The 20,618-nt window shown below is 65.9% G+C and carries 17 protein-coding genes; 4 read left to right on the top strand and 13 right to left on the bottom strand.

What is annotated here, in order from left to right:
• The 9 genes from BM252_RS32220 to xapA all read right to left on the bottom strand — a co-directional run.
• A partial coding sequence (locus tag BM252_RS32220; RefSeq protein ID WP_217429912.1) for an IS4/Tn5 family transposase DNA-binding protein occupies nucleotides 1–166 on the bottom strand: 166 nt, incomplete at its 3' end.
• A 178-nt stretch (nucleotides 167–344) separates the two neighbouring features.
• On the bottom strand, nucleotides 345–1,349 hold the full coding sequence (locus BM252_RS30120) for a YhfG family protein (RefSeq protein WP_139236491.1): 1,005 nt from the start codon (nucleotides 1,347–1,349) through the stop codon (nucleotides 345–347).
• 185 nt (nucleotides 1,350–1,534) lie between these two features.
• On the bottom strand, nucleotides 1,535–2,755 hold the full coding sequence (locus BM252_RS14170) for a nucleoside deaminase (protein WP_093388312.1): 1,221 nt from the start codon (nucleotides 2,753–2,755) through the stop codon (nucleotides 1,535–1,537).
• Between the two features lie 4 nt (nucleotides 2,756–2,759).
• Nucleotides 2,760–3,167 (bottom strand): cytidine deaminase, encoded by a 408-nt coding sequence (locus BM252_RS14165; RefSeq protein WP_093388311.1) that lies wholly within the window; start codon nucleotides 3,165–3,167, stop codon nucleotides 2,760–2,762.
• A 147-nt stretch (nucleotides 3,168–3,314) separates the two neighbouring features.
• On the bottom strand, nucleotides 3,315–4,637 hold the full coding sequence (gene deoA, locus BM252_RS14160; RefSeq protein ID WP_093388310.1) for a thymidine phosphorylase: 1,323 nt from the start codon (nucleotides 4,635–4,637) through the stop codon (nucleotides 3,315–3,317).
• A gap of 161 nt (nucleotides 4,638–4,798) precedes the next feature.
• Entirely contained in the window at nucleotides 4,799–7,186 is a 2,388-nt protein-coding gene (locus BM252_RS14155) for an aldehyde dehydrogenase family protein (RefSeq protein WP_425442316.1), read from the bottom strand.
• Nucleotides 7,187–7,219: 33 nt separating this feature from the next.
• Nucleotides 7,220–8,182, bottom strand: coding sequence for a deoxyribose-phosphate aldolase (gene deoC, locus BM252_RS14150; protein WP_093388308.1), 963 nt, complete (start codon nucleotides 8,180–8,182; stop codon nucleotides 7,220–7,222).
• Entirely contained in the window at nucleotides 8,179–9,372 is a 1,194-nt protein-coding gene (locus BM252_RS14145; protein ID WP_093388307.1) for a phosphopentomutase, read from the bottom strand. The genes deoC and BM252_RS14145 overlap by 4 nt, the downstream gene beginning before the upstream one ends.
• Before the next feature lie 286 nt (nucleotides 9,373–9,658).
• On the bottom strand, nucleotides 9,659–10,498 hold the full coding sequence (xapA, locus tag BM252_RS14140) for a xanthosine phosphorylase (protein WP_093388306.1): 840 nt from the start codon (nucleotides 10,496–10,498) through the stop codon (nucleotides 9,659–9,661).
• Nucleotides 10,499–10,915: 417 nt separating this feature from the next.
• On the opposite strand from xapA, the gene BM252_RS14135 reads away from it, so the two are divergent.
• The 3 genes from BM252_RS14135 (at nucleotide 10,916) to BM252_RS14125 (ending at nucleotide 13,966) form a co-directional block, all read left to right on the top strand.
• The gene (locus BM252_RS14135; RefSeq protein WP_093388327.1) at nucleotides 10,916–12,058 is read left to right on the top strand and encodes a carbohydrate kinase; all 1,143 of its coding nucleotides are present in this window, start codon (nucleotides 10,916–10,918) and stop codon (nucleotides 12,056–12,058) included.
• Between the two features lie 4 nt (nucleotides 12,059–12,062).
• Nucleotides 12,063–12,983: a pseudouridine-5'-phosphate glycosidase gene (locus BM252_RS14130; protein WP_093388305.1), complete on the top strand. Its 921-nt coding sequence runs from the start codon at nucleotides 12,063–12,065 to the stop codon at nucleotides 12,981–12,983.
• A 74-nt stretch (nucleotides 12,984–13,057) separates the two neighbouring features.
• Complete coding sequence (locus BM252_RS14125) at nucleotides 13,058–13,966, top strand: LysR family transcriptional regulator (RefSeq protein WP_093388304.1); 909 nt, start codon at nucleotides 13,058–13,060, stop codon at nucleotides 13,964–13,966.
• A 105-nt stretch (nucleotides 13,967–14,071) separates the two neighbouring features.
• Here the strand turns inward: BM252_RS14125 and pcp are convergent, their stop codons facing one another.
• From pcp to BM252_RS14105, 4 genes are all read right to left on the bottom strand, one after another.
• A complete protein-coding gene (gene pcp, locus BM252_RS14120) occupies nucleotides 14,072–14,722 on the bottom strand; it encodes a pyroglutamyl-peptidase I (RefSeq protein WP_093388303.1) in 651 nt (216 codons plus the stop codon).
• A 31-nt stretch (nucleotides 14,723–14,753) separates the two neighbouring features.
• Nucleotides 14,754–15,704 (bottom strand): DUF979 domain-containing protein, encoded by a 951-nt coding sequence (locus BM252_RS14115; protein ID WP_093388302.1) that lies wholly within the window; start codon nucleotides 15,702–15,704, stop codon nucleotides 14,754–14,756.
• Nucleotides 15,701–16,444: a DUF969 domain-containing protein gene (locus tag BM252_RS14110; protein WP_093388301.1), complete on the bottom strand. Its 744-nt coding sequence runs from the start codon at nucleotides 16,442–16,444 to the stop codon at nucleotides 15,701–15,703. Before BM252_RS14110 ends, BM252_RS14115 begins: the two co-directional genes overlap by 4 nt.
• A 118-nt stretch (nucleotides 16,445–16,562) precedes the next feature.
• Entirely contained in the window at nucleotides 16,563–18,833 is a 2,271-nt protein-coding gene (locus BM252_RS14105) for a TonB-dependent receptor (protein ID WP_425442315.1), read from the bottom strand.
• Nucleotides 18,834–19,583: 750 nt separating this feature from the next.
• On the opposite strand from BM252_RS14105, the gene BM252_RS14100 reads away from it, so the two are divergent.
• Nucleotides 19,584–20,579 carry a BMP family lipoprotein gene (locus BM252_RS14100; protein ID WP_174900525.1) on the top strand — a complete coding sequence of 332 codons (996 nt, stop codon included), beginning with the start codon at nucleotides 19,584–19,586 and terminating at the stop codon, nucleotides 20,577–20,579.
• Nucleotides 20,580–20,618 lie beyond the last annotated feature (39 nt).

Genomic DNA, 20,618 nt, shown 5'->3' with positions numbered 1-20,618 from the left:
GGTACGTGGCGATGGTTTCGCCCCAGCCGTTGCACGACTTGGGGATGCTGGCCGCCGGCCTATCCGAAAAGCGCTCCATGATCTTCCTTGCGCGCCTGTCGAGGCGGGCATCCCCAAGGTAAAGTTCAGCAAATTCCACGTCCGTCCAGTGCGTCGATTCAGTCATAATTGCTTGAGGCAAAAGACAAGAGTAAACCTGAAATTTCAAGGGTTTACAACACAATTCGCAAGTGCTTGAATGTTAACGGTTTTTCCCGGCACCGGTGTTGTCTGTCGGGCATTCTTGGCGGACTGGAGATGTGTATAAACCTATGCAGTAGACCACGTCCTGACCAGTACCGTACTTATCCTGCATATTTCGCCCTAATTGACTCCAAGGTACTTAGCCCCACATCTGAATTTGGGGTCAACCCCTCCAATTTGAGGCTTGCGCGATAATTTTGCTCTTTCATCTTGAGAAAAATATGCCGCTTTAAATCCTCGACCAATTTAGCTTGAGAATCAATTCCCTTTTTCAACTCTGCTGCGCGATCAATTTCTTTCTGGAAGGCGCTAGCTTTTTCGACATACCGGTCGAACTGCTGCATCGAATCAAAGGTCTTTCGGAAAGCCTTGATTTTCTCAAATTCGACTTGATAGCTAGAAACATTTCCAAAATTAACTTTATACGCAAGTGCCTGCTTTAAATCTAGCTTGAAAGACTCAAAATGGCTCAGTCGGCGCTTCCAATCAAGTAAGACACCCCGAGAAGACTTATGGAAGTAAGTATTGTTGACTATGTCTTTCATCGAAAGCGCTTGCTTAGCTTGCTCAAGTGAGCTCAAGTGCTCCTTACATCTCTGAAATTGATTAGCCTTTTCAACTGCATACTTGAACTCGTTAACCTTTCGAAGTTCATCTTGCAGCTCAACGGATTTTTTTACTTTTCGATGAATATCTAGGAAACTATCGATGTCCGTTTTAACGGAGAGTGATTTCTTAGTTTGCTCCAACAGGTCAAAATCTCGCTTTATAGCAAGCATAGCCTTTGCCTGATCAATTTCACGAAGCAATGCTAATGCATCGTTATTCAGACGCAACGTAGCCACTGCTTGCAAAGCATGGACTTTTCGCTTCGACGCCTGCGCTATGGGCAAAGTGGGAGCACTGGTCAAAGTTTTAGACCTCGCTCGAGCGACGCTAGATAATCGTTTAATCAGCTTACGCGCACTGCTCCTCGGCTGCCCTGAGGGATCGCTAGAGTTTTTTTCCGTCAGAATTTCGACTAGAAGTGTCTTCTTTCGGCGCTTCACACTTTGCGGTTTCCCCTTCTTTAGAGAACTATACATATTTCCTCGCAAATCTTTCAATCCGGCATGAACTCCATCACAACATTTCAGTAAACTGAGTAGCCAAGGTCATTGTACGTCATTCGCCATCATAGAAAATACTGGGCCTTGTCGAGAAGGCGGCTCCCTTCGAAACCCATCGGGGCACGAACTCAATACGATAAACTGGCTCGCCGCATGCCAACTGCGGCGTCACGCCAAGAACGCTAAGCCAGCGCGGCGATCAGCGCGGCATCGGCCACCGGCACGGGGCGGATGCGGATCAGGTTGCGGTACAACGGCGGCAGGCCGGCGCACAGCCGCTCCAGCTCGTCCTGCGGCATGCCGGCGCGGACATACTGGAACTGCGCCGGATTGCGCTCCGGTAGCGGCCCCTCCATCGTCGAGCCGTAGGCGCCCAGGTTCATGAAGCTGAGCGCGCTGCGGTCCGGGCCGCGCGCGAAGACGAAGGTGCCGTCCTTCGGGTGGCCGAGGTAGGCGCGCAGCTCCTGCTGGCCGGCGGCGTCGGCCGCCGCCATCAACTGGTAGCGCAGCTGCGCATAGGCGCGCGTGGTTTCCATGAAGGCGCTGCGGATGCCGGACTGGTCGAGCCGGCCCGGCATGCACAGCAGCAGGTTGCCGAAGGAGTCGAGCAGCGCGACGGCGTCGCCGTCGCCGCCGGCGGCGCGGTCGCGCGCCATCGCCTCGCGCAGGAAGGGCGCCAGGTCGGCGTCCGGCTGCTGCGGCGTGCAGCGGTAGCTCAAGGCCTGCGGGTACACCTGGCGCAGCGCGCGCACGATGGCGTGGTCGGCCGGCAGGCTGGCCGGGCACTTCAGCTGGGCCTTCGGCAGGTCGCCGCCGAACAGGGCCATCACCTGCTCGGCGGTGGCCTCGAACACCAGCGAGCACAGGGCCTGGGTCGGCTCGGATATCGTTTTGCCGATGAAGAAGGACTTCGGCGCCGCGCCGGCGCTGCGCCGCGCGTACAGCGAGGAGCCCAGCACGGCGGGATAGCTGAAGCTGGCCTGCGCCTGCGCGGCCAGCGGCGCGGGCAGCGCGTCGAAGCCGGCGCCGCCGTCGTGGTTGATGCCGGCCTTGACGTCGGGCGCGGCCACCACCACGTTGAAGCCGGCCGCCAAAATGGCGCCGGCGCACATGCAGCAGGGGTCGAGCGAGGTGACGATGGTGCAGTCCTGCGGCGCCGGCAGCGCCCTGCCCTTGGCCCGTTCGGCGTAGTACCAGTCGATCAACTGGCGCTCGCCGTGGGCGGTGGGGTCGAAGATCAGGCCCTGCTTGACGACGTTGTTGTGCAGCGAGTGCAGCACGGTGCCGTGCTGGTCGAGCAGCACGCCGCCGACGCCGAAGGTGCCCTGGGTCTTGGCGGCGATGGCCTCGGCCGCAGCGATGGCGACGGCGGCCTGCACGTCGATGGTTTTTTTGAAGGCCAAGGGCTTACTTCTTTTTCAGGTCGGCGCCGCCGAAGGCGTTCGGCAACTGGGCGCTGGCGGTGGTTTCGACAATGTCGCCCTTCAGGTTGCTCAGCACGACGGGCAGCTCGTTGCCGCCCAGTTCCAGGATCACCTGGCGGCAGGCGCCGCACGGCGCGATGGGGCCGTCGGTGTCGCCGATCACGGCCAGCTTGTCGAAGTCGCCCGGCTGGTAGCCGTGGGCGAAGGCGCTGAAGAAGGCGGTGCGCTCGGCGCAGTTGCACAGGCCGTAGGAGGCGTTCTCGACGTTGCAGCCGTGGAAGATGCGGCCGTCGTTGCACAGCAGCGCGGCGCCGACCTTGAAGTTGGAGTATGGGGTGTAGGCCTTCAGGCGCGCGGCGGCGGCTTCGGCGATCAGTTGGTCGTTGTTCATGTTTGTTCCATGTTGTACGTTGGGGCGGTCAGCGCCGGCTCGCAGGTGAGGCCGAGAAAACCCAGGGACGTCAATCTAGGGTCAGACCCTAGGGTCTGACCCTGGCTTTGTGCCGTTGGGTGGTTCGGGCCTTACCGGCGCCTTGGCTTAGGGACGGATCGCGCGGTAGACCACCGGGTTGGCGGTCGGCGCGCTGTCGCTGATGTGGTAGGCGGCCTGGATCTCTGCGATGGCCTGCTGGGCCGCCGCTTCGCTGCGGGCGTGCACCAGCGCCAGCGGCTGGCCGGCTTCGATCTTGTCACCCAGCCCCGCCAGCTCGGTCAGGCCGACGGCGAAGTCGATGGCGTCGCTAGGACGGCGGCGGCCGCCGCCCAGGCTGACCACGGCCAGGCCGATGCCACGGCAGTCGGTGCTGGCGGCGTAGCCGGCCTTGAGCGCCGGCACCGGCAGCACAATCGGCGCCTTTTCCAAGTACAGGTCCGGCTGTTCGATCAGGTCGGCCGGGCCGCCCAGCGCCGCGACCATGCGCGAGAAGCGCTCGGCCGCCGCACCGCTGTCCAACGCCGCCTGCAGCTTGGCGCGCGCCGCCACTTCGGTGTCGGCCAGTTTACCCAGCACCAGCATCTCGGCGCACAGCGCCATGGTCACTTCGTGCAGGCGGGCCGGACGCGAGCGGCCGGTCAGGTAGTCCATCGCGCCACGTACTTCCAGCGCGTTGCCGGCGTACGGCGCCAGCGATTCGTTCATGTCGGTCAGCAGGGCCGAGGTGTGCATGCCGGCGCCGTTGCCGACGGCGACGATGCTCTCGGCCAGCTCGACCGATTTGTCGTAGGTCGGCATGAAGGCGCCGCTGCCCACCTTGACGTCCATGACCAGCGCGTCCAGGCCGGCCGACAGCTTCTTCGACAGGATGGAGCCGGTGATCATGGCCACCGATTCGACCGTGGCGGTGACGTCGCGGATGCTGTAGAAGCGCTTGTCGGACGGCGCCAGCGAGGCGGTCTGGCCGATGATGGCCACGCCGACTTCCTGCACCACCTTGCGGAACAACTCGTTGTCCGGCACGGTGCAGTAGCCGGGGATGGCGTCGAACTTGTCGAGCGTGCCGCCGGTGTGGCCCAGGCCTCGGCCGGAGATCATCGGCACGAAGCCGCCGCAGGCGGCGATCATCGGGCCGAGCAGCAGCGAGACGACGTCGCCGACGCCGCCGGTGGAGTGCTTGTCGACCACCGGGCCGGGCAGGTTCAGGCCGCGCCAGTCGAGCACCTGGCCGGAGTCGCGCATGGCCAGGGTGAAGGCGACGCGCTCGTCCATGGTCATGTCGTTGAAGAAGACGGCCATCGCCAGCGCGGCGATCTGGCCTTCGCTGACGCTGCCGTCGGTGATGCCACGGACGAAGAACTGGATCTCTTCGGCGCTCATGGCGCCGCCGTCACGCTTCTTGCGAATGATCTCTTGGGGTAGAAACATGCGAATCTCCGCTTAAGTATTTGAAGTGATGCGGGCCAAATCTCCTTTAGCTAAAGGAGATTCGGCCCTGATGGTGTTCTGTATTGCCGGTGTACTGGATTAACCCAGCGGCGGCGAACCAGGGTCAGACCCTAGGGTCTGACCCTAGATTTACGCCACCATTAGACGCCGTAGGGAATCCAAACGTTCTTGACTTGCGAGGCGTGCGCCAGCACGGCGCGGCCGCCGCTTTGCGCCGTACTATACCAGTCGCGTCCTTTGGCGCCGCCCACCCAGGTGCGCTTCAAGGTGGTCGCCGACAGGCGCTCGACTTCGGCGCAACCTTCGGCCGAACCGTCGTGGCGCCAGACGGCGTCGATGTCGGCGTGGGTCGCCAGGGTGCGCGCCAATTCGTCGGCGCTGCCGGTGACGATGTTGACCACGCCACCCGGCAAGTCCGAGGTATCGAACACCTGGTACAGGTCGATGGCCGACAACGGATGCGCTTCCGACGGCACGACGATCACGCGGTTGCCCAGCGCGATGGCCGGCGCCACCAGCGAGATGAAGCCGAGCAGCGGCGCCTCGTTCGGGCAGACGATGCCGATCACGCCGATCGGCTCGTTCAAGGCCACGGTCACGCCGTGCATAGGCGGCTGGTGCGCCAGGCCGTCGTACTTGTCGGCCCAGGCGGCATAGTAGAACAGGCGTTCGATCGAGGCCTGCACTTCCTTGTCGGCGTTCTTGTTGCCGGTCATGGCGCTGATGCGGGCGGCGAACTCCTCGGCGCGCACGGCCAGGTTTTCGGCGATGTAGTACAGCACCTGGGCGCGGTTGTGCGCCGTCGCCTTGCTCCAGCCGCCGGCCTTGTGGGCCGCTTCGACGGCGTTGCGGATGTCCTTGCGGCTGCCCTCGGCGATGTCGGCCAGGAAGGCGCCGCCGGCGCCGTGGATGGCGCGGCTGTAAGCGCCGTCCGGGCGGGCCTGCTTGCCGCCGATGTACAGCTTGGCGGTGCGGTCGACGGCGAACGGGCTGTCGTTGCCGGCGGCCGCTGCGGCCTTCACTTTGCCTTTGACTTCCAGCAGCGGCGCGGCCGGACGTGCATCTTCGGACAGCGCGGTCAGGTATTCGTACATGCCTTCGCGGCCGCCCTCGCGGCCGTAGCCGGATTCGCGGTAGCCGCCGAAGCCGCAGGCTGCGTCGAACTGGTTGGCGGTGTTGATCCACACCACGCCGGCCTTGATCTGCGGCGCCACGTCCATCGCCAGGCTGATGTTCTCGCTCCAGACGCAGGCGGCCAGGCCGTAGACGGTGTTGTTGGCCAGCTGGACCGCCTCGGGCGGGGTGCGGAAGCTCATCGCCACCAGCACCGGGCCGAAGATCTCGGCCTGCGACACGGCGGCCGAGGTGGAGGCGCCGGTGATCAGCGTCGGCGGATACCACGAGCCGTTGGCCGGGATATCGCAAGCCGGTTGGTACACCGTGCAGCCTTCGGCGCGGGCCGAGTCGACCAGCGCGGCGATGCGCTGCTGCTGCACCGGGTCGACCAGGGCGCCGATGTCGATCGACTTGTCGAGCGGCGAGCCGAGGGTCAGCTTGTCCATGCGGGTGCGCAGCTTGGCGAGGAAGCGGTCTTGCACCGATTCCTGCACCAGCAGGCGCGAGCCGGCGCAGCAGACCTGGCCCTGGTTGAACCAGATCGAGTCGACCAGACCTTCGACGGCGGCGTCCAGGTCGGCGTCGTCGAAGACGATGAAGGGCGACTTGCCGCCCAGTTCCAGCGACAGCTTCTTGCCGCTGCCGGCGGTGGCGGTGCGGATCAAACGACCCACTTCGGTCGAGCCGGTGAAGGCCAGCTTGTCGATGCCGGCGTGGTTGACGATGGCTTCGCCAACGCGGCCGTCGCCGGTGACGATGTTGACGACGCCGGCCGGCACGCCGGCTTGTACGCAGATTTCGGCGAACAGCATGGCGGTCAGCGAGGTGAACTCGGCGGGCTTGAACACCACCGTGTTACCGGCCGCCAGGGCCGGGGCGATTTTCCAGGACAGCATCAGCAGCGGGAAGTTCCACGGCACGATCTGCCCCACCACGCCGACGGCGCGGTAGTCGGCGAACTCCTCGGCCTGCAGCTGCGCCCAGCCGGCGTGGTAGTAGAAGTGGCGCGCGGCCAGCGGCATGTCGATGTCGCGGGTCTCGCGGATGGTCTTGCCGTTGTCCAGCGTCTCGAGCACGGCGAACAGGCGCGAGTGCTTTTGCAGCAGGCGGGCCAGCGCGTACAGCACCTTGGCGCGGCCGTGGCCGCCCAGCGCCTGCCAGCCCGGCTGGGCGCGGCGCGCCGCCTCGACGGCGCGGTCGACGTCGGCGTCGGTGGCCTGGGTCAGGTCGGCCAGCTTGCTGGCGTCGGCCGGGTTGGTGCTGGCGAACAGCTCGCCCGGCGCGCTGAAGGCGTTGTCGATGAACAGGCCGAAGCTGCGACCATGCTGGTCCAGCCACGCTTGCGCTTCTTTTTGGCTTTCTGGTGCCGGGCCGTAGTCCATAGTGGTGAGAATCTCGTTAATTGTTGGCATGACGAATCCGATAATGTGGTGCGTGAGTGGCGATCAAGGATGGGCGTGACGGTGCGCGGCCGAGTAGTGGCCGGTGACGTAGTGCTCCAGCTGGCGCTCGATGTCGGTCAGCAGGCTGGAGGCGCCGATGCGGAACAGGTGCGGCTCCAGCCACTCGTTGCCCAGCTCCTCCTTCATCAGGCTCAGATACTGCAGCGCGGCCTTGGCCGTGCTGACGCCGCCGGCCGGCTTGTAGCCGATCTTGAAGCCGGTTTGCTCGTGGTACTCGCGGATCGCCCGCACCATCGTCAGCGACACGGGGATGGTCGCGTTGACCGGCTCCTTGCCGGTCGAGGTCTTGATGAAATCGGCGCCGGCCATCATGCAGACCCACGAGGCCTTGGCCACGTTCTCCAGCGTGACCAACTCGCCGGTGGCGAGGATGGCCTTGACGTGGGCGTCGCCGCAGGCCTGGCGGTAGGCGCGCATTTCGTCGTACAGCGCTTGCCAGTTACCGGTCAAGACGTGCTGGCGGGTGATGACGATGTCGATCTCGGCGGCGCCGGCGGCGACCGACAGTTCGATCTCGCGCACCTTGGTTTCCATGCTGGTCAGGCCGGCCGGGAAGCCGGTCGAGACGGCGGCGATCGGCAGGCGGCCCTGCAGCACCTTGCCGGCGTGCTGGATCATCTCGTGGTAGACGCAGACGGCGCCGGTGCTCAGGTTCAGCTCCTGGATGCCCAGTGCCTCGACCAGGTCGGCGCGCAGCGGCCGCATGGCCTTCATGCACAGGCGCTCGACGCGGCCCGGCGTGTCGTCGCCGGACAGGGTGGTCAGGTCGATCAGGCCGATGGCCTTGACCAGCCAGGCCGCCTGGTACTCCTTCTTGACCGAGCGGCGGTTCGCCAGGCTGGCGGCGCGACGGTCGGCGGCGGCTTTGTTGACGTGAATGTGGTTGATCCAGCCCAGGTCGAGGGCGACCGCTTCGTTGCGCTTGAAGTCGGGGGAAATGGTCATAACAGATTGCTTCCGTTCGAGAGTGGTTTGACGCCGAGGTGATGGGCCAGGGTCTGGCCGATATCGGAGAAGGTTTCCGAGATGCCCAGCGCGCGCGGCTGCACGCCGGGGCCGAAGAAGATCATCGGGATGTGTTCGCGGGTGTGGTCGGAGCCGGCCCAGGTCGGGTCGCAGCCGTGGTCGGCGGTGACCACCACCAGGTCGCCCTCGCGCAGCTTGGCGATGAACTCGGGCAGGCGCGCGTCCATCTCCTGCAGCGCGTTGGCGTAGCCGGTGACGTCGCGGCGGTGGCCGAAGGCCTGGTCGAAGTCGACGAAGTTGACGAAGGTGAGCGAGCCGTCGCCGGCCTCGTCGCTGACCTTCAGCAGGGCCTCGAACAGGGCCATGTTGTCGACGCCCTTGACCACGCGCGAGATGCCGTGGCCGGCGAAGATGTCGCTGATCTTGCCCAGGCCGATGACTTCGCCGCCGGCGTTCTTGACGTGGTCGAGCAGGGTCGGCGCCGGCGGCGCGACGGCGTAGTCGTGGCGGTTGCTGGTGCGGGTGTATTTGCCGTTGCTGCCGACGAAGGGCCGGGCGATGACGCGGCCGATGTTGTAGGGCTCGACCAGCTTGAAGGCCATCTCGCACACCTCGTACAGGCGCTCGAGGCCGAACGATTCCTCGTGGGCGGCGATCTGCATCACCGAGTCGCCCGAGGTGTAGATGATCAGCTTGCCGCTGGCGACGTGCTCGTCGCCGTGCTTGTTGATGATGTCGGTGCCGGAGGCGTGGCAGTCGCCGAGGAAGCCGGGCACGCCGGACAACTCCTGCAGGCGCGCGGTCAGCTCGGCCGGGAAGGACGGCGTGGTGCGCGGGAAGTAGCCCCAGTCGAATTCCACCGGCACGCCGGCGATCTCCCAGTGGCCACTCTGCGTGTCCTTGCCGGTGGAGCGCTCGCGCGCCGCGCCGTAGGCCGCGGCGAAGCCGTCGCGCTGGGCGAAGCCGTCGGCCCACTGGCCGCTGGCGGCGTGGGCGGCGGCGCCCAGGCCGAGGTTTTCCAGCGTCGGCAGGGTCAGCGGCGTGCCGTTCTTGGCGGCCCAGCTGGCGATGTGGCCGAAGGTGTTGGCGCCGGTGTCGTTGTACTTGGCGGCGTCCGGCGTGGCGCCCAGGCCGAAGGAATCCAGCAGGAGGATGAATGCACGTTTCATGATATACCCGGATCAGACTCGGTTGAAAAAGGTGTTCTGTAGTGTAGGCGCTGGCGGCCGGCTTGCAAGCCGGGAGGCTGCGGCGCCCCAAATGACAGCGGGGCGGACCAGCCGCCCCGTTAGTGTCCTGAATTGCAGATTCGTTGAATAAATATGACGAGAATCGGCCTGATACTGCGTCACAAATGCGCGCAAGGCCCCGGCCTTGCTGTGCTTTGTTCCTTGTCTCAGGCCGATTTCGCCATATTTATGGCTCAACGAACTAGCAATTCAGGACACTAAGGGATTACGCTTGCGGCGTTTTGGCCACGGTGGCCAGGTAGGCCAGAATCAGTTCGATCAGCGACTTGGCGCCGATGGCGGCGTACTTCAGCGTCTGCTCGTGCGACAGCGGGAACGGCGACAGGCCCTCGGCCAGGTTGGTGATGACGGAGACGCCGACCACCTTCAGGCCGCAATGGCGGGCCGACACCACTTCCGGCACCACCGACATGCCGACCACGTCGGCGCCGAGGCGGCCGAAGGCGCGGATCTCGGCCGGGGTTTCGAAGTTCGGGCCGGCGTAGGCGATGTAGACGCCCTCGTGCAGGGTGATGCCCTTGGCGGCGGCGGTGTCCTTGAGCAGGTTGCGCAGGTCGGCGTCGTAGGCGTTGGCCATGCTGAAGAAGCGCGGGCCGAAGCGTTCGTCGTTCGGGCCCATCATCGGCGTGCCGGGCAGGAAGTTGATGTGGTCGGTCAGCGCCACCAGGCTGCCGGCGTCCACTTCGGGACGCAGCGAACCGGCCGCGTTGGTGACGAACAGCATTTCGCAGCCCAGCAGTTTCAAGGTGCGCACGGCGGAGGTCATCACGCCCAGGCCGTAGCCCTCGTAGACGTGGCCACGGCCCTTCATGCAGACCACCGACACGCCCGACAGGGTGCCGATCACCAGTTCGCCGGCGTGGCCGTGCACGGTGCTGATCGGAAAGCCCGGCAGCTCGTCGAAGCTGATGGTGACGGCGTCGCTCATCTGCTCGGCCAGCACGCCCAAACCGGAGCCGAGGATCATCGCGATGCGCGGTTTGAAGTCGGCGGGGATGCGGGCACGGATGATGGCGGCGGCTTGGAATGGGGAATTGTTAGACATGGTTATCCTCTTGTTAGATGTGTTCGTGTGTGTCGAGTGTGTCGAGTGTGTCGAGTGTGTTACCGCGGTGCCATGCCGAGTCCGGCGCGTGGCCAAATCGAGGGTCAGACCCTGAGGGTCTGACCCTGGCGCCGCGCCGTTTGGCGGACTCGGCGCCCGGCGCTTTGAAATAGGCTGCTGCTACTACCTGAGTCGAGCTTGCTAGTGTCTGGACGCCACTATGCATCATCGTCTATATGTATGGCAAATACCATTTTTCTTCCGCATTTATACAAAAAGCATATAAATATCCCCTATTATAAAACAGGCCCGACCTGACCGCCGCGCCGCGCCCCCGCTGGCCCGCAGCGGCAAGCGTTTGACAGGGTAAAGACAAATGTTTACCATGAAAGACAAATGTTTAACCAGGCCGACCCAGTGACCGACACCTCCAAAAAAGAACAGCTATACCAGCTGATCCGCACCAACCCCTTCATCTCGCAGCAGGATCTGGCGGTCGAGTTGCGCCTGTCGCGCTCGGCCGTGGCCGGCCACATCGCCAGCCTGATCCGCGAGCGCCGCCTGCTCGGCCGCGCTTACGTGCTGCCCGACAAGCGCCCGGTGATGTGCCTGGGCGCGGCCAACCTGGACCGCAAGCTGCGCACCTTGGCGCCGCTGCGCATGGGCACCTCCAACCCGGCCAGCGCCGAGGAGGTGTTCGGCGGCGTGGCGCGCAACATCGCCGAGAACCTGGCGCGGCTGGGTATTCCGGCCGCCCTGCTCACCGCGCTGGGCGACGACGCCGCCGGCCGCGCCCTGCAGGAGCACGCCGAGCGGGCCGGCATCGACACGCGCGGCAGCCTGAAGCTGCTCGACGCCGCCACCGGCACCTACACCGCCGTGCTCGACGACCACGGCGAGATGACGCTGGCGCTGGCCGACATGGCGCTGTACGACCGCATCACCCCCGAGTTCCTGGCCGGCCGCCTGCCGCAGCGCTCGGCCGCCGCGCTCACCGTGGCCGACCTGAACCTGCCGCTGGCCAGCGTCGCCATGCTGCTGGCCGACGCGCTGCGCGAGGCGGTGCCGCTGATTATCGTCGCCGTCTCGCAGCCGAAGATGGCGCGCCTGCCGGCCGACCTGCGCGGCCTGCGCCTGCTGATCCTCAACCGGGGCGAGCTGGAGACCCGGGTCGGCCGCGCCCTGCCCGGCGAGGCCGAGGTGGCCGCCGCCTGCGCCGAGGTGCGCGCCCAGGGCGCGCAGGACGTCGTCGTCACCTGCGGCGGCGCCGGCGTGTTCCACACCAAGGGCGCGGCGCTGGTCTGGCTGGCCGCCCACCAGGTCGAGGTGGTCGACGTCACCGGCGCCGGCGACGCCTTCGCCGCCGCCGTCTGCTGGTCGCTGTACCAGGGCAGCGAGGATTTGACCTTGGCCTGCCGGCGCGGCCTGAAGGTCGCCGCCATGACCCTGGAAAGCCCCGACACCGTTTCGCCCCTGCTGGCCGCCGACGTGCTCGACGAGATCCACGACTTCGATCTGGACGCGCCGCTGTTCCCCCAACACGCACCACACAAGGACTGACCCCATGCACCAATTCCTCCTGTTCTCGGCCGAAGTGGCCGCCGCCCGCGCCGCCGGCAAGCCCATCGTCGCGCTCGAATCGACCATCATCTCGCACGGCATGCCCTACCCGCAGAACGTACAGATGGCGCGCGAGGTCGAGCAGATCATCCGCGACGGCGGCGCCGTGCCGGCCACCATCGCCATCATCGGCGGCAAGATCTGCGTCGGCCTGTCGGCCGAGCAGCTCGAACTGCTGGGCACCGCGCCGGACGCGCTGAAGGTGTCGCGCCGCGACCTGCCCTATGCGCTGGCGCAGAACAAGCTGGGCGCCACCACCGTGGCGGCGACCATGATCTGCGCCGAGCTGGCCGGCATCCAGGTATTCGTCACCGGCGGCATCGGCGGCGTGCACCGGGGCGCCGAGACCAGCTTCGACATCTCGGCCGACCTGCAGGAGCTGGCACAGACCTCGGTGGCGGTGGTCTGCGCCGGCGTCAAGTCCATCCTCGACATCGGCCTGACCTTGGAGTATCTGGAGACGCACGGCGTGCCGGTGCTCAGCGTGGGCCAGCGCGGCTTCCCCGCCTTCTTCACGCGCGAGAGCGGCTTCAACGCCGACTTCCAGATCGACGGCGCGGCCGAGCAGGCCGCCTTCATCCACACCAAGTGGCAGCTCGGCCTGAAGGGCGGCGTGGTGGTCAGCAACCCGGTGCCGGCGGCGGCGGCCATGCCGAAGGAGGAGATCGACCGCATCACCGAGCAGGCGCTGGCCGAGGCCGACGCCGGCGGCGTGACGGGCAAGGCGGTGACGCCCTTCCTGCTCGGCCGCATCAAGCAGCTCACCGACGGCCGCAGCCTGGCCACCAACATCGCGCTGGTGATGCACAACGCGGCGGTGGGCGCGGCGCTGGCGCGCGCCATGCTGGCGCACGCGCCGCGCTAGGCGGCGCGGCACACACTGCAGGATTGAGCTAGATTCAGATTCGCGCCGTACTTTTTGAAGAGTCACCGCACGCCATGTCCATCGATTTGAAACAGTTAAGGTACTTCCTCGCCGTCGCAGAGGAAAAGAGCTTCAGCCGGGCGGCCGAGCGGCTGCACATCTCGCAGCCACCGCTGAGCCAGCAGATCATGAAGCTCGAAAGCGAGCTGGGGGTCAAGCTGTTCGCCCGCACCACGCGCACCTTCGAGCTGACGGTGGCCGGGCGGGCGCTGATGAACGAGGCGGCCGAGCTGCTCGGCAAGATGCGCATGACCATCGACACCATCCGCCAGATCGACCGCGGCGAGGTGGGCCGGCTGCGCGTGGGCATCGTCGGCTCGGCCATGTGGGGGCCGATCCCCAGCCTGCTCGAGGAGTTCCAAAGCAAATTCCCGCGCGTGACCTGGACGCTGCACGAGTTCGGCCCGACGGTGCAGTACGACGCGCTGCGCGCCAAGCAGATCGACGTCGGCTTCTGGCGCGAGCCGCGCCTCGACGACGACGACCTGAAACACGACAACCTGCGCCAGGAGCTGTGCTTCCGCGAGAACGTCTGCGTCGCCATCAACGAGCACCATCCGCTGGCCAAGCAGGACGCCATCGAGCTGATGGACATCGCCGAGGAGCCGATGCTGACGCTGGCGCTGGACAAGTCGGCCTTCCCGCGCTACCTGATCCAGTGCTGCGTCAAGGCCGGCTTCCAGCCGACCATCTTCCAGGAGGCGAGCGAGCCGCAGACGCTGCTGGCGATGGTCGGCGCGGCGCTCGGCGTGGCGCTGCTGCCCGAGACCACCAGCCGCATCGGCTGGCCCGGCGTGGTGTTCCTGCCGATCCGCACCAACCCGCCCTCGGCCAATTTGTACATCACCTACACCACGCTGGACGACGCGCCGGTGGTGCGCGCCTTCCTCAACATCCTCAACCCGCCGGCGCGGGCCGACTAGGCGCCGACATCAGCGGAAAGACGGCCGCTGGAGAGCCAGGGTCAGACCCTAGGGTCTGACCCTCGCTTTACGCCGCTGGCCTTTCTGGGCTTAACGGCCTTGACCTCAGTGGGTCACGCCGCCGGCCTCGCGCACATCGCTCTTGACCAGCAGCGCCGTGTGCACGGCGATGCGCAGGCCGGCCACCATGTCGGCCAGCGCCATGCTGGGCGCGCCGGGATGGGCCGCCGCCTGCTGCGGCAGGTAGGGTATGTGGATGAAGCCGGCGCGGATCGCCGTGCCGAAGTCGGCCGAGTCGTGCATCAGGCCGTAGAACACGTGGTTGCAAACGAAGGTGCCGGCACTCTGCGACACCGAGGCCGGCAGGCCGGCGTCGCGCAGCGCGTGGACGATGGCCTTGATCGGCAGCGTGGCGAAATACGCCGCCGGGCCGCCCGGCACCACCGGCTGGTCGATCAGCTGGCGCTGGTTGTTGTCGGCGATGGGCGCGTCGTCGACGTTGATGGCGATGCGCTCGACCGACAAATCGCTGCGGCCGCCGGCCTGGCCAACGGCGATCACCACGCTCGGTTGCAGCTCCTCGATCAAGTTCTTCATCGCCAGCTTGGCCACGCCGAACAGGCAGGGCAGTTGGCGCACCACCACGCGGAAGCCGGCCTCGCTCCAGCCCTCCAGCGCGCGCACCGCCTCCCACGAGGGGTTGATGCTCTCCTGGTTGAAGGGTTCGAACCCGGTCAACAATACGATCTTCTTCATCGGTGCCACTCCATCTACCGCAGCGTCGCCGCTACATGAAAAAATACAGCAAGGCCACGTTGGCCGCCAACAGCGCCAGCGCCGTCGGGATCTGCGCCTTGATCACAGCGTTCTTGTCCGTCAAATCGAGCAGCGCCGTCGGCACCACGTTGAACAGCGCCGCCATCGGCGTCATCAGGGTGCCGCAGTAGGCGCTGAACATGCCGATCGCCGCCATCGGCGCCGGATTGGCATGGTAGACCCCGACCAGCACCGGAATACCGACGCCGGCCGCCATCACCGGGAAGGCGGCGAAGCCGTTGCCCATGACGATGGTAAACAGCGCCATGCCGCAGCAATATACCAGCACCGCCGCCAGCCGCGTGTCCATGGCGATGTAGGTGGTGCTGACGTGGGCCACCGCCTTGCCGACGCCGGCCTCGGAGAACAGCAGGCCGAGCACCGCCAGCATGTGCGGCAGCACCACCGCCCAGCCCATCGCGTCGACCAGGCGGCGCGACTCGCGCATCGCCTGCAGCGGCGTGGCGCGGGTCAGCCAGCAGGCCAGCGCCACCGCCAGCAAGGAGCCGCAGCCCAGGCTGGCCAGGGTCAGGTTTTTCGGGTCGAGCAGGAACAGGCCGTCGATCTTGACGTCCTTGAACAGCGTCGAGCCGAGCACCGTCACCAGCGGGATGGTCAGCGCCGGCAGCAGCAGCTTGTGGCCCAGGCCAGCCGCGCTGGCCTGGCGCTGCGCCTCGTTGCGCGTGCCGTAGCGGCCCAGGCGCACGCCGCCGCAGGCGGCGATCAGGCCCATCAACAGCATCATGGCACCGGCCAGCGCCGGCGGCAGGTGCTCGCCGGCCAGGTAGACCACTGCGTACAACCACCAGAACACGGCGGTGCTGCGGCGGCGCGGATTGGCGTCGTCGCGCCAGGCCATCAGGCCGATCAGGGCCAGCATGGCGCCCAGCACCACATAGAAGAAGTCGAGGCTGAAGATCATGCCGCGCCACCCTCGGCGCCGGGCCGGTCCGGCGCGGCGGCTGCGGCGTCCTGCCCGGCCGCCTCGCGGGCGATCTGGCCGTCCAAGCGGTGCAGGCGCCAGCCGTGGATCAGGAAGGCGCAGACGGCGGTGGGAATGCCCCACATGGCGATGTGCAGCGGGTCGACCTCCAGCCCCTCGCCGCGCAGGATGGTCTGCATCAGCACGATGGCGCCGAAGGCGACGAAGACGTCCTCGCCGAAGAACAGGCCGACGTTGTCGGTGGCGGCGGCCATGGCGCGGATGCGCTGGCGCAGCCGGTCGCTTAGGCCGGGGTGGCGCGCCACGGCGACGCCCTCGGCCATCGGCGCGATCAGCGGGCGCACCATCGAGGCCTGGCCGCCCAGGCTGGTCAGGCCGGCGGCGGCGCTCAGCTCGCGCAGCGCCAGGTAGACGATCAGCAGGCGGCCGCAGGTGGCGGCGGCGATGCGGGCGATCGAGCGCTGGGCGTGCTCCTTCAAGCCGTAGCGCTCGAGCAGGCCGATGGCGGCCAGCGGCAGCAGCAGGATCATCGGCAGGTTGCGCGTTTTGACGAAGGCGGTGCCCAGCGAGGCCAGGATGTGCTCGACCGGCATGGCGGCGGCCAGGCCGGTGACGGCGCAGGCGGCGATGACCACCAGCACCGGGCTGGCGCGCAGCGCGAAGCCGGCGACGATCACCGCCACGCCGAGCAGCGGCCACAGGTTGACTACTGTTTGCATCGTCGTCGTCCCCTTGTTTTTGGAATCGCTGCATCTTACCCGGGTTTGCGCTTGCGGCAACGCACAAAAAAGCCCGCGCGTCGGGCGACGCGCGGGCTTTTTTGTTTTACCGGCCGGCTTAGAAGCTGGTCTTGAACTGCACGCCCAAGGTGCGCGGCTCGTTGGTGATGGCCGCCAGGTTGTTGATGTCGATCGCGCCGACCGCCTGCACCTGGTCGGTGATGTTGCGGGCGAAGGCCGCCACCTCGTAGCGGTCCCACTTGTAGCCGACCCGCAGGCCGCCCTCGGTGAGCGACTTGGCCTTGTACTCCTTGGCCGCGTACAGGAACATATTGTAGCTGCTGCGGTAGGCCCAGTCGGTGAAGGCGAAGAACTCGCCGTCGCCCATGGCGGTGCTGTAGCGCAGGGTGAAGTTGCCCTGCCACTGGGGCGCGCGCGGCAGCGGGTTGCCGTCGACGCGCGAGGTGCCGGCCGACGGTCCGGCCGGGTTGGTCGGCGTGCACGGGCCGCCGCAGTAGCTGATGAACAGCTTGTCGTCCTTGATCTCGGTATGGTTGTAGCTGCCGCCGACGGTCAGCCGCAGCGAGTCCGACAGGTTGGCCTGGAAGTCCAGCTCGACGCCCTGGCCGACCACCTTGTCGGCGTTGATCAACTGGTTCTGGTTGATGCTGCCGCTGCCGGCGGTGAGCTGTTTGTCGGTGACGCGGTACTGGAACACGCTGGCCGACAGGCGGGCGCGCTTGTCGAACAGGTCCTGCTTGATGCCGGCTTCGGCCGACAGCACCTTCTCGGCGTTGGCCACGGTCGGCCGGTCGGTCAGGCCGTACAGGCGGCCCTGGATGGACGGCGCGCGGTAGCCGGTGGCGACGCGGCCGAACAGGTTGGTGTTCTTGTCCAGCTCGTAGGTGCCGGAGGCGTCCCAGCTCACGTTCGACGAGTCGCGGTTGACCTGGAACGGCCCGGCGGTGATGCCGTCGACGCGCTTGGCGGCGAACTCTTTCTTGTCGCTGGTGTAGCGCAGGCCGCCGCGCAGCTTGAGCTTGTCGCTGACGGTGTAGTTGAGCGAGCCGAAGGCGGCCCACGAGCGCGCCGTCTGGTTCTGCTGCGAGTAGGCGGCGTTTTGCGGATGGCCGGGGGCGAAGGTGTCGAAGGAGATGCTGTCGATCTGCATGTCCTCCTTGAAGTAGAACAGGCCGGCGATCCACTGCAGCGGCCCCTTGTAGTTCGATTCCACGCGCACTTCCTGGGTCAGCTGCTTGTGGTCGGGCAGCAGGTCGGCGGTGTCGAGGGCGAAGGGGATCACGCCCGGCCCCATCGGCAGCGCGTAGGCGGCGCCGTAGCCGCCGTCGACGTCGGCGCGGCTGTAGAAGTCGGCGCTCTCGTAGCCGCTGATCGAATGCACGGTCAGGCCGTCGAGGTCCCAGCGCAGGCGCAGGTTGGCGCCCTTGGTGCGCAGGTGCTGGGTGTTGGCGCCGTCGGTCGGATAGTCGTCGTAGTTGAAGCCGTCGACCAGGTCGCTGGTGCCCTTCTTGATCGTGTTGGCGCGGAACAGCGTGGCGTTGCCGTTCATGTTGCGGCCGTGCAGGTTGAGCAGCGCGCTGAAGTCCTTGCTCGGCTTGACCAGCAGTTGCAGGCGGGCGGCGTGGTCGTGGTAGCCCTCGAAGTCGCGGGCGATGGCGTTGGGCAGGCTGTTGTGGACGCGGTTGTCGCGGTTCTGCGATTGCAGCGACAGGCGCAGCGCGACGGTGTCGCTGAGCGGCAGGTTGTAGGCGCCCTCGGCGTTCTTGGCGCCGTAGTTGCCCAGGCCGAGCGTGGCGTAGCCCTCGGTCTTGAAGACCGGCTTGGCCGAGTCGAACTTGATCACGCCGGCCGGCGAGTTGCGGCCGAACAGCGTGCCCTGCGGTCCGCGCAGCACCTCGACCTGGTCCACGTCGAACACCGGGAAGCCCTTCAGCATCGGGCTTTCCTGCACGATGTCGTCGACCACCAGGCCGACCGGCTGCGAGGCGTTCAGGTCGAAGTCGGTGTTGCCCTGGCCGCGGATGTAGAAGCGCGGGAAGGAGCGGCCGTAGTCGGACTCGACGTTCAGGCTGGGCGAGCGGCCCGACAGGAAGCGGATGTCCTGGCCGCCCGAGGTCAGCACGTCGAGCTTGTCGCCCTTCAAGGTGGTGATGGCCATCGGCACGTCCTTGATGTTCTCGGCGCGCCGCTGGGCGGTGACGATGACCGTTTCCAGCTGGCCGGCCTGGCCCTTGGCGGCCGGCGCGGCGGCGGTGTCACTGTCGGCGGCAGCGTCGGCGGCCCAGGCGGCCGACTGCGGGAAGGCGGCGGCGACCGCCAGGGCGATCAGCGAACGGGCGGCGAAGCGGTGTGTCTGGTTCTTCATCATGGACCAACTCCCTCAGGGGTGTGCGTGGATTAAATTGGGTGCCGCCGTGCCGGGCGGGCCGCGTCGGACGACGGGCCGGCGCCGGGAGGGCCGGGAAGATGTCAAATTATCCACCAGGCAGTTTGCAAAAACTACGGCTTCGGAAATGCTAGCATGATAAAAATTGACAGGAAATTACTTCCTCCAGGTATTTATTCATATGTATTTCATATAAATAGGCAAATAAAAACGTATTTGTCGAACATATAAATCCTGTGCATAGTTGTCGGCATTGCGCGTCCGCCGGTCGACGGCAACGCCCGCAAGGGGCTGGTGGACATGCCCGCCGTCCGCCGGGGGAGCCGAACAGGCCATCGCGGCGGCGCGGGAACAGTGCCGCGACGGGCCGGCGGGGGCGGGCAAACAATGTGGTTTTTGGGTCAAACTGGCCAAAAAACCACACTCCGGCGCGGCGCGCGGCGGCGCCGGCGCTGTTGCGGTGGCACCACATCGGGCGCGGCGGACCAGGGCGCGACCAACACCAACTCTCGCTTGTTTTATTTTTGACAATAATCCGGCGGCCGGCGGCTTTTTCCCGCCGGCGGTTTTTTTGATGGTGGTTGAACAAGTTTTTGCGCAATAGGCATGCTCGCGGCGCCGCCTACCCCGAGGCAGCCCTCTAAAAATCAGCGTTTCGGCGCCCCGGCGGGGGCCGGATTAGATGTTTAGCCCAATAAAAATATACAATATCGAACTTCCAGGAGCCAATTCATGAAACTTACACAATTTAGTTTGACGATAGCAGCATTGTTCGTTGCTGCCCAAGCGTCCGCGGCTGACCCAAAAATGGGCATCGTGTATGACGCAGGCGGCAAGTTCGACAAGTCGTTCAACCAGTCCGCTTTTGAAGGCGCCACGCGCTTCCAGAAGGAAACCAACATCAAATTCATCGAGGTGCAAGCCTCCAGCGACACCCAAGCCGAGCAAGTGCTGCGCGGCCTGGCGCGCAAAAACCTCGACCTGATCGCCTCGATCGGCTTCGCCCAGACCCAAGCCGTGCAAAAGGTCGCCAAGGAGTTCCCCAAGGTGCGCTTCGTGCTGATCGACGGCGTGGCCCAGGGCGCGAACGTCAACTCGGTGACCTTCAAGGAAGAAGAAGGCTCCTACCTGGTCGGCGTGGCCGCCGCCATGGCGTCCAAGAGCAAGAAGCTCGGTTTCATCGGTGGCATCGACATTCCGCTGATCCGCACCTTCGCCTGCGGCTACACGCAGGGCGCCAAGGCCGTCTCGCCCAAGGTCGAGGTGACGCAGAACATGGTCGGCACCACCTCCAGCGCCTGGAACGATCCGGCCAAGGGCGGCGAGCTGGCCCGTTCGCAGTTCGACCGTGGCGTTGACGTGGTGTTCGCCGTGGCCGGCGGCAGCGGCATGGGCACGCTGCAAACGGCCAAGGAAAAGGGCAAGCTGGCCATCGGCGTCGACTCGAACCAGAACCACCTGTACCCGGGCACCATGCTGACCTCGATGGTCAAGCGGGTCGACAACGCCGTCTACGACTCCTTCATGCAGATGAAGGCCGGCACCTGGAAGGCCGGCGTCACCGCCAAGGGCCTGAAGGAAGGCGGCGTCGACTGGGCGCTCGACGCGCACAACCGCAAGCTGATCACCCCCGAGATCGAGAAGCGTGTACTGGGTGCGCGCAAGGACATCATCGACGGCAAAATCAAGGTCATCGACTATCGCGTCGGCAATAGCTGCCCGGTTTAATTCCCCTCTTCACCACTGAACGCGCCGCCGGGGTCCGTC

It is taken from the genome of Rugamonas rubra (assembly GCF_900114705.1).
GTDB classification, from domain to species: domain Bacteria; phylum Pseudomonadota; class Gammaproteobacteria; order Burkholderiales; family Burkholderiaceae_D; genus Rugamonas; species Rugamonas rubra.
This window is presented reverse-complemented; position numbering and strand designations above follow the sequence as displayed.